The 13,021-nt window shown below is 68.6% G+C and carries 10 protein-coding genes; 4 read left to right on the top strand and 6 right to left on the bottom strand.

All coding sequences use genetic code 11. The features are described from left to right. The first annotated feature begins 48 nt into the window (after positions 1–48). From GGQ96_RS01490 to GGQ96_RS01480, 3 genes are all read left to right on the top strand, one after another. On the top strand, positions 49–1,506 hold the full coding sequence (locus GGQ96_RS01490) for a methyl-accepting chemotaxis protein (RefSeq protein ID WP_184110846.1): 1,458 nt from the start codon (positions 49–51) through the stop codon (positions 1,504–1,506). Between the two features lie 72 nt (positions 1,507–1,578). Next, positions 1,579–2,670 (top strand): potassium channel family protein, encoded by a 1,092-nt coding sequence (locus GGQ96_RS01485; RefSeq protein ID WP_184110845.1) that lies wholly within the window; start codon positions 1,579–1,581, stop codon positions 2,668–2,670. A gap of 44 nt (positions 2,671–2,714) precedes the next feature. After that, positions 2,715–4,964 (top strand): ribonuclease R family protein, encoded by a 2,250-nt coding sequence (locus GGQ96_RS01480; RefSeq protein ID WP_184110843.1) that lies wholly within the window; start codon positions 2,715–2,717, stop codon positions 4,962–4,964. Between the two features lie 105 nt (positions 4,965–5,069). Here GGQ96_RS01480 and GGQ96_RS01475 read toward each other — a convergent pair whose 3' ends face one another. Then, positions 5,070–6,896 (bottom strand): ABC transporter transmembrane domain-containing protein, encoded by a 1,827-nt coding sequence (locus GGQ96_RS01475; protein WP_184110841.1) that lies wholly within the window; start codon positions 6,894–6,896, stop codon positions 5,070–5,072. Between the two features lie 169 nt (positions 6,897–7,065). On the opposite strand from GGQ96_RS01475, the gene GGQ96_RS01470 reads away from it, so the two are divergent. After that, entirely contained in the window at positions 7,066–8,295 is a 1,230-nt protein-coding gene (locus GGQ96_RS01470) for a polyhydroxyalkanoate depolymerase (protein WP_184110833.1), read from the top strand. A 73-nt stretch (positions 8,296–8,368) separates the two neighbouring features. On the opposite strand, the gene GGQ96_RS01465 is transcribed toward GGQ96_RS01470, so the two are convergent. The 5 genes from GGQ96_RS01465 to GGQ96_RS01445 all read right to left on the bottom strand — a co-directional run bounded on the left by GGQ96_RS01465 (position 8,369) and on the right by GGQ96_RS01445 (position 13,009). Continuing rightward, on the bottom strand, positions 8,369–8,851 hold the full coding sequence (locus tag GGQ96_RS01465) for a pyridoxamine 5'-phosphate oxidase family protein (protein WP_184110831.1): 483 nt from the start codon (positions 8,849–8,851) through the stop codon (positions 8,369–8,371). Positions 8,852–9,093: 242 nt separating this feature from the next. Then, positions 9,094–10,269 carry an acetyl-CoA C-acyltransferase gene (locus GGQ96_RS01460; RefSeq protein WP_184110829.1) on the bottom strand — a complete coding sequence of 392 codons (1,176 nt, stop codon included), beginning with the start codon at positions 10,267–10,269 and terminating at the stop codon, positions 9,094–9,096. 44 nt (positions 10,270–10,313) lie between these two features. Further along, positions 10,314–10,769 (bottom strand): MaoC family dehydratase, encoded by a 456-nt coding sequence (locus GGQ96_RS01455; RefSeq protein ID WP_184110827.1) that lies wholly within the window; start codon positions 10,767–10,769, stop codon positions 10,314–10,316. Positions 10,770–10,952: 183 nt separating this feature from the next. Continuing rightward, on the bottom strand, positions 10,953–11,738 hold the full coding sequence (locus tag GGQ96_RS01450) for a hypothetical protein (protein ID WP_246360002.1): 786 nt from the start codon (positions 11,736–11,738) through the stop codon (positions 10,953–10,955). An 89-nt stretch (positions 11,739–11,827) separates the two neighbouring features. Further along, complete coding sequence (locus GGQ96_RS01445) at positions 11,828–13,009, bottom strand: mechanosensitive ion channel family protein (RefSeq protein WP_184110825.1); 1,182 nt, start codon at positions 13,007–13,009, stop codon at positions 11,828–11,830. Between the last annotated feature and the right edge of the window lie 12 nt (positions 13,010–13,021).

Raw genomic sequence — 13,021 nt, 5'->3', positions numbered from 1 at the left:
CCATGCCGGCTTCTATAATGGAGCTATTTGGTCAAACGGGGTGATAGGATGATCCAGGTTATCGGCAGGGATCGGCAGCGCGCGCTGGAATGGCACGACATGCTGCTGACCACGTGCGGCGTCGGACTGTGGGACGCGGTGTTCCCCAATGGGCAGGCACTGCATCCCGACACGATCTGGACCTGGTCGGCCGAATTCCGGAAGATGCTGGGCTTCACCGACGAACACGACTTCCCCAACGTCGTCGAATCCTGGTCCGACCGCCTCCACCCGGAGGATGCGGAGCGGGTCGCGCAGGTCTTCGCCGCGTCGGTCGACACCGGCGTTCCCTATGACGTGACCTACAAGATCAAGACGCGCGACGGCAGCTATCGCTGGGTCCGAGCGATGGGCGGCGTCGTCCGCGACCAGAACGGCCGGTCGCGCCGCTTCTGTGGATCGCTGATCGACGTCCACGTCGCCAAGACGCTGGAGGAGCAGCAGAAGCAGGCCGTCGAGCAGATCACCCGCGTTGCCGATGCGATGGCGGCCGGTGACCTGACGCTGACGCTCAACGAGGATTTCCCCGGAGGCCTGTCCGCGCTCAAAGACAGCCTGAACGGCGCGATCGCCAACATGCGCACGATGATCGGCGCGGTGTCCGAAAGCGCGCGCCTGATCAGCAACGGCTCGCACGAGATCGCCCAGGCCTCGGAGGATCTGGCGCGGCGGACCGAGACCAATGCCGCCTCGCTGGAGCAGACCGCCGCTTCGGCCCGCACCATGGACGAGCGACTGCACGCCTCCGTCGAGTCGGCCAGGCGGACGGTCGAGCGGGCGGACGAGACGATCGCCACGGTCAAGGGCGGTCGCGCGGTGGCGGACGAGGCGGTGCAGGCGATGGGCCGCGTCGCCGACAGCGCCAAGGGCATCGATTCGGTGATCGAGGGGCTCGATAAGATCGCGTTCCAGACCCGCGTGCTGGCGATGAACGCGGCGGTCGAGGCGGGGCGCGCGGGCGATGCCGGGCGCGGCTTCGCGGTGGTTGCCGACCTGGTGTCGGCGCTCGCCATGCGCTCCGAGGAGGAGGCGAAGCGCGCGCGCGAACAGCTGACCGCGACGCAGACCGACATCGCAACGGCGGTGGGCGCGGTGACAAAGGTCGATGGCGCGCTGGTCGACATCACCGACGATGTCGAACAGGTCCACACGCTGTTGGCGACGATGGCGACCGACAATCAGGCGCAGTCCGCCGCGATCACGCAGGTTTCCGCCGCGATCGCCGCGATGGACCGCTCGACCCAGCAGAATGCGGCGATGGTCGAGCAGACCTCGGCGGCCGCGCGAAACCTAGCCTCCGAGGTCGGCAACCTGTCCGAACAGTCGAGCCGCTTCCGCACCAATGGCATGTCGGCGGCGACGGCGGGGATGATGGGCCGTGTCCTGCCCGCGTCGGGCGTCCGGCCGCTGCCGCCGGCGGCGTTGCCCGCGATGGTCCGGCCGGCGGAGGAATGGAGCGAATTCTGATCCGCAGCGGCCACTGGCCCTGATCGGCGCCAAGCCCTAGTCTGGCGGGCCGATTCCCGAGCCGGAGCCGCCATGTCCCTTGCGCCCAGGCGCCCGCCACATCGCCACCATCGCCCTGCGCCCTTGCCGGGGCGATTGGCGGCGCGGGCGGCGGCGCAGGTGGCGCGGCCGCGCTTCTACCGACCGGGCAAGCTCGGGCCGGTGGCGACGCTCGCCATCCGGGGCGCGGCGGTGCTGCTGCTGATCGGCATCGCGCTCGGCGGCCACTGGCTCGACCGGGATGGCCTGCGCGACAATAGCGGTGGCCCGATCGGCTTTCTCGACATCGTCTATTTTACGGTCATCACCGTCACCACGGTCGGCTATGGCGACATCGTGCCGGTGTCGCCGTCGGCGCGGATGTTCGACACCTTCGTCGTCACGCCGATCCGCATCTTCGTGTTCCTCATCTTCCTCGGCAGCGCGTACAGCTTCATGCTGCGACAGGGATGGGAAAGGTGGCGCATGGGTCTGATCCGACGCGAGTTGAAGGGGCATGTCCTGGTCTGCGGCTATGGCCGGTCGGGCAGCGCGGCGGTGGCCGAGCTGCTGGAGCGGGGCCATGCGCCCGATGGCATCGTGGTGATCGACGAACGCGCCGACCGCCTGCGCCAGGCCGAGGAGCTGGGCATCGCCACGGTGGAGGGCGACGCGACCCACAATCACGTCCTGTCGATCGCACGCGTGGAGACGGCGCAGTCGGTGATCGTGACGCCCGGCCGCGACGATACGGCGGTGCTGATCGTGCTCAGCGTCCGCCGCCTGTCGCCGCAGGCCGGCGTGGCGGTGGCGATCGGCGAGATCGAGAACGAAGACCTAGCGCGCGATGCGGGCGCCTCGACCATCGTCAATCCGGTCAGCTTCGGGGGGCAGTTGCTGGCGCAATGCACCAATGGTCCGCACGTCGCGGATTACGTCGCCGATCTGGTCACGCGCGGTGGCTCGGTCGAGCTGCGCGAGCGGCCGGTGCGTCCCGAGGAGGTGGGGCGCGGCGTGCGCGAGCTGGTCGGCACGCACATCCTGCGCCTCTATCGGGGCGACCGCGCCTTCGGCGTCTGGGACCGGGAGGCGGAGCGCCTCCAGCCCGGCGACATGGTGATCGAGCTGATCCAGCGGGCTTCCTAACCTTCGCGGATGACGCCGGCCGCCCGCATCCCTATCTGATGGCGATGCGAAAGCCTTCCCCCGGCCTGCCCAATGCGCAGCAGGTGCTCGATTTCATCCAGTCCGCCGACATGCCCGTCGGCAAGCGCGAGATCGCCCGCGCCTTCGGCCTGACCGCCCAGCAGAAGATCGGGCTGAAGGCGTTGCTGAAGGACATGGCCGATGAAGGGCTGATCGACGGCGCGGGCGGCCGCGCCTTCCACCGCATGGGCGGGGTGCCTAAGGTCACGGTGCTGCGGGTCGCCGATGTCGACGATGGCGGCAATGTCTGGGCGGTGCCGGAGAAATGGGAGGCGGAGACGCCGGCCCCGCGCCTGCGGGTGCGCGAGCGCAAGCGCGGCGCGCTCGGCATCGGCCAGCGTATCCTGGCGCGCACCGAGGAGGCGGGGTCCGGCTGGATCGCGCATCCGATGAAGGTGCTGGCGCGCGCGTCCGAACAGGTGCTGGGCGTGCTGCGTGGCGAGGGCGACCGGCTGTGGCTGACCGGCGTGGAGAAGAAGGATCGGCGCGAATATCCGGTCTCCGACGCTGGCGGCGCGCAGCCGGGCGATCTGGTGATGTGCGAACTGGCGGGGCGGCCGCCGCGCATCACCGTGCGCGTGGTGGAGATACTGGGCGACCCGTTCGCGCCGCGCAGCTTCTCGCTGATCGCGATCCACAAGCTCCGCATTCCCGACGTCTTCTCCGATGCGGTGCTGGACGACGCCACCCGCTCGGCGGCGCGGCCGCCGGGCGAGGGACGCGAGGATCTGCGGTCGCTGCCGATTGTCGCGATCGATCCGGCCGATGCGCGCGATCATGACGATGCGGTCTGGGCCGCGCCCGACGACGATCCGGCGAACGAGGGCGGGTGGAAGGCGATCGTCGCGATCGCCGATGTCAGCTATTACGTCCGCCCCGGCAGCCCGCTCGACGTGGAGGCGCGCAAGCGCGGCAACTCGGTCTATTTCCCCGACCGGGTCGTGCCGATGCTGCCCGAGATCCTGTCGGCGGACGTGTGTTCGTTGAAGGAGGGGGAGGATCGCGCCGCGCTCGCCTGTCACTTGCAGGTGACGAAGAGCGGCGCGCTGAAGGGCTGGCGCTTCAGCCGTGCGCTGGTGCGGATCGCGGCGAACATCGCCTATGAGGAGGCGCAGGCGGCGATCGACGGCACCGGCGCCGCCGATTGGGACCGGGATCTGGTCGACACGGCGCTGCGCCCGCTTTGGGACTGCTGGCGCGCGCTCGCCAAGGCGCGCGACGCGCGCGAGCCGCTCGACCTCGACCTGCCCGAGCGGCGCGTGGTGCTGGACGAGAAGGGCCGCATCCTGTCGGTCGCGCCGCGCGAACGGCTGGATGCCCACCGGCTTATCGAGGATTACATGATCGCCGCCAACGTCGCCGCCGCCAAGGCGCTGGAGGCCAAGAAGGCGCCGGTCATGTACCGTGTCCACGAGGCGCCCGCGCGCGAGAAGCTGGTGGCGCTGAAGGACTATCTGGAGACCTATGGCGTCGCCTTCGCGCTGGGCCAGGTGATCCGCCCGGCGACGTTCAACCATATCCTCGACCGGATCGGCGAGGCCGATTTCCGCCCGCAGGTGATGGAGCAGGTGCTGCGCACCCAGACCCAGGCCTATTACGCGCCCGCCAACCAGGGGCATTTCGGCCTGTCGCTGGGCAGCTACGCGCATTTCACCTCACCGATCCGGCGCTATGCCGATCTGGTCGTCCACCGTGCGCTGGTCGGCGCGTACGGCCTGGGCGAGGGCGGCCTGCTGCCCGAGGCGGCGGACATGGAGCGGATCGGCGAGGGGATCAGCCAGCTCGAACGCCGGGCGATGGAGGCGGAGCGCGACACGATCGACCGCTATGTCGCGGCCTATCTGTCCGAACATGTCGGCGAAGAGGTCGATGCGCGGATCACCGGCGTGCAGGCCTTCGGCTTCTTCGCGACGGTGGAGGGCGTCGGCGGCGACGGGCTGATGCCGGTGCGCGAGCTGGGCGGGGAATATTTTCATTACGACGAGGCGGGGCGGCGGCTGATCGGCGAAAGCAGCGGCGACGTCTACGCGCTGGGACAGCGATTGCGGCTGAAGCTGGCGGATGCCAATCCGGTGTCGGGTGCGTTGCGCTTCGACCTGCCGGGCGGCGGTGGCGGAGGCTATGCGCCCGCCCCCGGGCGGAGCGAGGGGCGGGGCGGCAAGGCCAAGGCGCCGCGCGTGCTGAAGCGGCGCGGACGACCGGGGAACATCCGGCATCAAGGGCGGAAGCGGTGAAGCCCCGCGATCGATCCCGCAAAGGCGGGACGATCTGACGACGTGCGTTTGAGCGCGGACGCCCGTCTTCGCGCGAACATCGATGCCTGGCTGCGAGAACCGCTCTCAGGCGTCGTGGAACTGCAGGCTGGCGAGACGGGCATAAAGGCCGCTTTGCGCGATCAATTCGCCGTGAGTGCCCTGTTCGACGATCCGGCCTTCGTCCATCACGATGATCCGTCCGGCCGCGCGCACCGTCGCCAGCCGGTGGGCGATGACCAACGTGGTGCGCGTCGTCATCAGTCGCTCCAGCGCCTGCTGCACCAGCCGTTCGCTTTCCGCGTCGAGCGCGCTGGTCGCCTCGTCGAGCAGCAGGATCGGCGAGTCGCGCAGCAGTGCGCGGGCGATGGTGATGCGCTGGCGCTGCCCGCCCGACAGGCGCGCGCCGCCCTCGCCCAGATAGGTGTCGAGCCCGCCAGGCAGGCGGCGCAGGAAGTCGGCGGCATTGGCGGCTTCGGCGGCGGCCCAGAGCGCGTCGTCGTCGGCGTCCCAGCGGCCATAGCGAAGATTGTCGCGGGCGGAGGCGGCGAAGATCACCGTCTCCTGCGGCACCATCGCGATTCGCGCGCGCAGGTCCGCCGGATCGGCCTGCGTCAACGGCACGTCGTCGATCAGCACCCGGCCGGCCTGGGGGTCGTAGAAGCGCTCGGCGAGCTGGAACAGCGTCGACTTGCCGGCACCCGAGGGGCCGACCACTGCCACCGTCTCACCCGGCCGCACGTCCAGCGTGAAGTCGTGCAGCGCCGCGACATCGGGGCGCGTGGGATAGCGAAACTCGACGCCCTCGAACCGCAGGGCGCCGCGCGCCGGCACGGGCAGGGCGGCGGGCCGGGCGGGGGCGGCGATCGCCGGCACCTCGCGCAGCAGCTCGGACAGCCGGCTCGCCGCGCCCGCGCCGCGCAGCAGGTCGCCATAGACTTCGGTCAGCGCGCCGAACGCGCCGGCGACGATGCCGCCGGTCAGCACGAACGCCGCGATCGACCCGCCCGACAATCGCCCGGCGGCGACGTCGATGGCGCCTTCCCACAGCACCAGCGTGATCGACCCGAAGACGAGCGCGATGACGATCGCGGTCATGCCGGCGCGCAGCGCGTTGCGGCGGCGGGCGGCGTCGAACGTGGCCTCCACCGCCGCGCCGAAGCGTCCGGCCTCGCGGTCCTCCTGCCCGAAGGCCTGGACGATGCGCATCGCCCCCAGCACCTCGGTGGTCAGCGAGCCGACCTCCGCCACCCGGTCCTGCGAAGTGCGCGAATGGTTGCGGACGCGCCGGCCGAGCAGGGTCATCGGCAGCACGATCAGCGGGATGCCGATCAGCAGCAGCCCGGCGAGCTTGGGCGAGATGACGAACAGATAGATCATGCCGCCGACGCCGGTGAAGGCGTTGCGCAGCGCGATCGACACGGTGCCGCCGACGATCATCTCGATCAGCGCGGTGTCCGAGGTGAGGCGGGAGGCGATCTCCGACGGCCGGTTCTCCTCGAAGAAGCGCGGCGACAGGCGCAGCAAGTTGCGCTGCACCGCCAGCCGGATGTCGGCCACCACGCGCTCGCCCAGCCAGGACACGAAATAGAAGCGGATTGCGGTCGCGACGGCGAGCACCGCCACGATCATCAGCAGATAGTGGAAGGACGAGGCGAAGGAGGTCGCCTCGCCGGTGGCGGACGCCGCCCCGCCGAAGCCGCGATCGATCACCCGCTTGAATCCATAGGGGATGCCGACCGTCGCGGCCGAGGTGGTGACCAGCGCGGCCCCGGCGATGGCGATGCGGCCGGGATAGCGGCGGGCATGGTGCCAGACCATCGACAGGTCGCCCAACCGGCGACGCTCCGGCGCTTTCGCCGCCGCGTCCCGCTGGTCGGTGGAGCCGATGGGCGGGCGGGGAGTTCTGGCCATGGTCCCCGCCTAGCAGCGGCTCCCCGGTCGCTCAACGGGCGTCGCTCGGTCTACGGGGATCGTCTATAAGACTCCTGCGGCACCGCACCACCGCTCGTCGTCCGCCGCATTGCCAATCGGTCAGATTGCGTTACGGCTCTGGCAACCCAAATGGGGGTAAGGATACCCGATGCTCTACGACGCTTATGAAATGCAGCGCTCCATGCTCGCGGGTGCCAGCGCCATGGCCAATTTCGGCGCGGGCCTTTTGCAGAACCCGGCGAACCCCTTCGCCTATCTGGGCGGCGGCGCGATCGTCGGGTCGGCGCTGGAGGTTTTCGCCCATGCCGCCGCCCCCCGCGGCAAGCCCGCCTTCGGTCTGGATCATACGACCATCGACGGCCGCGACGTGCCGGTCGTCGAGGAAATCGTGCTGCGCAAGCCCTTCGGCCAGCTCAAGCGCTTCCGTCGCGAGGGCGTCGAGGGCGGCCCCAAGCTGCTGATCGTCGCGCCCATGTCGGGCCATTACGCCACGCTTCTGCGCGGCACGGTGGAGCGGATGCTGCCCTTCGCCGATGTCCATATCACCGACTGGCGCGACGCCAAGTTGGTGCCGCTGAGCGCCGGACGCTTCGACCTGGACGACTATATCGACTATCTCGTCGCGTTCCTGGCGGCGATGGGCACGGACGACGCGCCGCGCTCGCACATGCTGGCGGTGTGCCAGCCCTCGGTTCCCGCCTATGCCGCTGCCGCGGTGATGAGCGCGGAGCGGCATCCGAACCGTCCGCTGACGCTGACCATGATGGGCGGGCCGGTCGATACGCGCGAGGCGCCGACCGCCGTCAATACGCTGGCGACCGAACGGCCCCATGCCTGGTTCCGCCAGAACGCAATCGTCACGGTGCCAATGACCTATCCGGGCGCGGGGCGGCAGGTCTATCCGGGCTTCCTCCAACTCGCCGGCTTCATGTCGATGAACCTGGGCAACCACCTGGTCAGCCATTGGGAGCTGTTCAAGCATCTGGTCCAGGGTGATGGCGACAGCGCCGAGGCGACCAAGCGCTTCTACGAGGAATATCGCTCGGTCTGCGACATGACCGCCGAATTCTATCTGCAGACGATCGAGACGGTGTTCCAGCGCCATGCGCTGCCCAAGGGCGAGTATCTGCATCGCGGCCAGCGTGTCGATCCAGGGGCGATCACCGATATCGGCCTGCTCGCGATCGAGGGCGAGCGGGACGATATTTCCGGGCTCGGCCAGACCCGCGCGGCACTGACGCTGGCGACCAACCTGCCGGCCGAGAAGAAGCAGTATCTGATGGCCGAAGGCGTCGGCCATTACGGCATCTTCAACGGCTCCAAGTGGCGCAACCGCATCGCGCCGGTGTGCGAGGAATTCATGACCGCCAATGGCTGATCGGCTATAGGCGGATAACAAGAAGGGGGCGGTGGTTGGTGCCACGGCCCCCTTTTGTGTGTCGGACGTCGGATCAGGCGATCGAGCCGACCACCGCATGGCTGGACGACTCGTCGCCTCGGATCGTGCCGCCGAACAGCATCTTCACCCGGCCCGACAGCGAGATGTCGGTTTCCCAAAGCTCCGCCGAATCGATGTCGAAGCGGAGCAGCGCCAGGTTCGGGTCTTCCTTGCCGCCGGGGAACCAAGCCTCGACCTGATTGCTCCACAGCTTGTCGATCTGCGCGCGGTCGTTCTGCTGGCTGATCGTGCCCGCCAGACAGGCGAAGAAGTCGTGCCCCTTGCCGACGAACTGCGCCATCGCATCGCCGCCCTTGGCCGCGCGATTGTCCTTGCCGGCGAAGAAGAACAGCGTGTTGGGCTGGTCGTCATCGATCTGCGCGGTCATCGGCTCGCTATGCTGGCCGTCCATCAGGCCGAGCATGACAAAGGGGCTGGCCTTCAGCTTGTCGATGAAGGTTGCGGCGATTTCCTGCGGGCTGTCGGTGTCGGCCATAATTCGCTTCTCCTTTGATCTTGTTACATGGGGAAACGTGGCGGCGGTGGGTTGGTTGCGGGGCGGGCCGGCGCCGTTGCGCGCCACCAAGGATGCGCCTTCCTCTTCGGCACGCCAAATGTGGCGAAGCGATATGCCGATCCCCTACTTCCCACCCCCCGGCGGGGGCCGGGGTGGTGGGAAGGGTCTTGCGGCTAACCCTTATGAGTGGGTGATCGGATAGTTGATGACTCCGGTGCGGCTCACAGCACCTCGAACAGGCCGGCCGCGCCCATGCCGCCGCCGACGCACATCGTCACCACGACATATTTCGCGCCGCGCCGCTTGCCTTCGATCAGCGCGTGGCCGGTCATGCGCGCGCCTGACATGCCGTACGGGTGGCCGATCGAGATCGCGCCGCCATTGACGTTGAGCAACTCGTTCGGGATGCCGAGCCGGTCGCGGCAATAGAGGACCTGCACCGCGAACGCCTCGTTCAGTTCCCACAGGCCGATATCGTCCATCGTCAGCCCGTTGCGCTCCAGCAGCTTGGGGATGGCGAAGACCGGACCGATGCCCATCTCGTCCGGCTCGGTGCCCGCCACCGCCATGCCGACATAGCGGCCGAGCGGGGTGAGGCCGCGCCGGGCGGCTTCCTCCTCCGACATCAGCACCGAGGCGGAGGCGCCGTCCGACAGCTGCGAGGCATTGCCGGCGGTGATGGTGCCGCCCTCGATCACCGTCTTCAGCCCCGAGAGCCCCGCCAGCGTGGTGTCGGCGCGATTGCCCTCGTCCTGAGACAGGGTCACCTCGTGATGCGAGACCTCCTTGGTCGCCTTGTCCACGACCGCCATGGTCGCGGTGACGGGAACGATCTCGTCGTCGAACTTCCCGGCCGCCTGCGCCGCCGCCGTGCGCTGCTGCGACTGAAGGCCATATTCGTCCATCTGCTCGCGGGTGATGCCATAGCGCTTCGCGACCACCTCGGCGGTCTGGAGCATCGGCATGTAGATATTCCGGTGCATCGCCAGCAGCTCGGGATCGGGCGCGACGTTCATCTTGGGGGTCTGGACCATGCTGATCGACTCGACGCCACCGCCGATCGCGATGGCCATGCCGTCGCTGACGATCTGCTTGGCGGCTGTGGCGATCGCCATCAAGCCGCTGGCGCATTGGCGGTCGACGGACATGCCCGCGACCGTGGCCGGCAGACCGGCGCGGAGCAGCGACGTGCGGGCGATATTGCCGGCTTGGTGCCCCTGCTGAAGCGCGGCGCCCCAGACGACGTCATCCACCTCCTCGCCGGACAGGCCAGCGCGCTCGACGGCGGCGCGGATCGCATGGGCGGCGAGGCTGGGTGAGGGCAGGGCGTTGAATGCGCCGCGATAGGCGCGACCGATTGGCGTACGGGCGGTGGAGACGATGACGGCGGAGCGCATGGTCGGCAATCCTCAGGGCTGGGAAGGGAAGGGAGAAGCGGAGATCAGGTGAAGGTCTGGCCGATCCATTCTGCGATCAGCGCGGGCTTGTCCTGCCCCTCGATCTCCACGGTGAAGGCGTGGGTGAGCTGGTACTGGCCCGGCCGCTTCTCCATGAAGTCGACCAGGCGGAAACGGCCGCGCACGCGCGCGCCGGAGCGGACGGGCGACAGGAAACGGACGCTGTTGCCGCCATAGTTCACGCCCATCCGCGCCCCGGCCAGTCGGGGCAGGTCGGTGCGCGCGGACAGCATCGGCATCAGCGACAAGGTCAGGAAGCCATGGGCGATGGTGCCGCCGAACTCCGTCTCGGCCGCACGGACCGGATCGACATGGATGAACTGCTCGTCGCCGGTCGCCTCGGCGAAACGGTCGATCATCGCCTGGGTGACCTCCACCCAGTCGGAGACGTGCTCCGTCCCGATGTTCTCCTTCATCTGCGCGGGGGTGACCGTCGCCATGGCTCGTCCTGTTCTGTGGCGCTCGACTGCGCGCCGCCCTTCTAGGACGGGGATCGCCCACACCGCAAGCCTTGCCGAACCGATCATTCGATAAGGGAGGTGGGATGGTGCGGTGAGGGTTGATTTGTCCGTGGAAAGGGCGAACCCGATCTTCTAAAAACAGTGGGGCACGGCCTCGTCACGCTATTTCAGGGTGGCGTTGCCTTGCGTGTACTCGATGCGGATGCGCACCCAGGCGCCGATCAGCGGCTTGCCGCCCAGGCGCGGCGGGCGGACGCGGAACTGCCAGGCGGCGAGGCGCAGCGAGCGGGCGAAACCCGAACCGAGCGGCGATTCGCCCAGCGATCGGCAGTTGTCGACATGATAGTCTTCGATCGTGCGGCAAGCGACCATGCCCCAGCCGGTCGGCGGTGCGTCGGCGGGCAGATAGCCGTTCAACTCGCTGTTGCTCGGCTCGCGATACCATTCGGCGTTATAGAGCCGTTGCCCGCCCGATCCCTCGCCGGGGCCATAGACGGAGCGGCTGTCCTTGCCGTCGCCCGCCTCGCCGTCATTGTCGCCGGCGCGGCCGCCGCCCGATCCCTGCACCTTGGCGAGGTCGAACGAGTCGAACAGCGTCTTGCTATTGGGGATCACGCCGGGCGCGAAGGGCGGCGGCACCGGTGCTTCGACCGGTTTGGCCTGGGCGACGGGGCGGGGTGTATCGACCTTGACGGCATCGCCGCTCTTGCGCGGCTCGACCCGGGCGGTCTTGCCTTGCGCGGCGGGCTTCGGCGCTTCGCCGCGATCGGGGAGCAGCGAGAAGCTGGTCGGCGGCTCGTCCGGCTTGCGCTCGGTCAGCGGCGGGGCGAGTCGCAGCAGCAGCAGGAGCAGCAGCAGATGCGCCAGCACCGTGAGGATAAATGCGCCGGTTCGGCGACGCGACGCACCCTGACCTTGGGCATGGGACTGGAGATACGCCGAGCGCATGAGCGCGTCGGTTAGGGCGCGATCATGGCTGCGGCAAGGCGCTCAGCCGGGGATGGCGGATTTGTCATCCATGGCGGTTTGGCGTCACTCTAGCGGTCGGGGCTGTTCTCGACATGCACCGGCTGGACCTCCGGATAGGGCATGATGATCCGTCCGTCGGGCGCGGCGGTATAGGTGGTCTGAGTCGGATAGGGGATGCTGATCCCTTCCTTCGCGAAGCGGCGCATGATCGCCACCACGATCCGGTCGCGCATCGGATGCGCCTTGTTCCAGTCGTCACCGGGCACGTCGAACAGCAGAGACAGGTCGATCGAACTCGCTCCGAACGTCTCGAAGCCGGCGCGCGCCACCGTGCCACCCTCCGCTTCGACGATCTCGCGCAGGATCGCGGGTACGCGCTCGAGCAGGTCGGGCGGCGTCTCATAGGCGACGCCGATGGTGAAGCCGATGCGGATATGGTCGCGCACCGTGATGTTTTGGATTTCCTTGTCGAGCAACTGGCGATTGGAGATGATGCGCAACTCGCCCGTATAGGCACGAATGCGGGTGGACTTGAGGCCGATCCCCTCGATCACGCCGCTGGTCTGGTCGTAATTGACCTTGTCGCCGCGCCGGAACGGGCGGTCGAAGATGATCGCCAGGGCCGCGAACAGGTCGGCGAAGATGCCCTGCGCCGCCAGACCGATGGCGATGCCGCCGACGCCGAGCCCGGCCACCAGGCCGGTGACGTTGACGCCCAGATTGTCGAGCACCACGACCAGCGCGATCGCGAACAGCGCGAAGGTGACGAGCAACCGGATCAGCCCCATCGCCGACAGCAGCGCCTCGCCCTGGTAATTGGCGGCGGAGGTGCGATGCTCGATCGAACCCAGGATCAGTTCGCGCGCCCAAAGCGCCGCCTGGAACACGGCGGCGATGGTGAACAGAAAGTGGACCGTGCTTTCGACCTGGACCGGCGCGCCGGCGTAGCCGACCACCAGCTTGGCGGCGAGCATGACGATGAAGATATTGCCGGTGCGCGACACGGTGCGGCCCAGCACGACGCCCCAGCCCGCGGCCCAGTGCGGCCGGTCGCACAGCTTCGCGCCGACCCGGCGCAGCGCATGCAGCACCAGCACGATGACGGTGCCGATCGCGAAGGCGACGAGGATTTGCAGCCAATGTTCGCGCAGCCATTCGGTGGAGGCGGCGATGAGTCCGTGAGTCTGGGATTGGAGCGCCGCCGCGTCGAAGATCGGCTCCTGCGCATTGGCAGGCGGGGATTTGGACATGAAAACCTCTTC

It is taken from the genome of Sphingomonas abaci, from assembly GCF_014199625.1.
Classification (GTDB): Bacteria; Pseudomonadota; Alphaproteobacteria; order Sphingomonadales; family Sphingomonadaceae; genus Sphingomonas; species Sphingomonas abaci.
The sequence above is the reverse complement of the archived record's forward strand: the minus strand, read 5'-3'. Positions and strand labels throughout refer to the sequence as shown.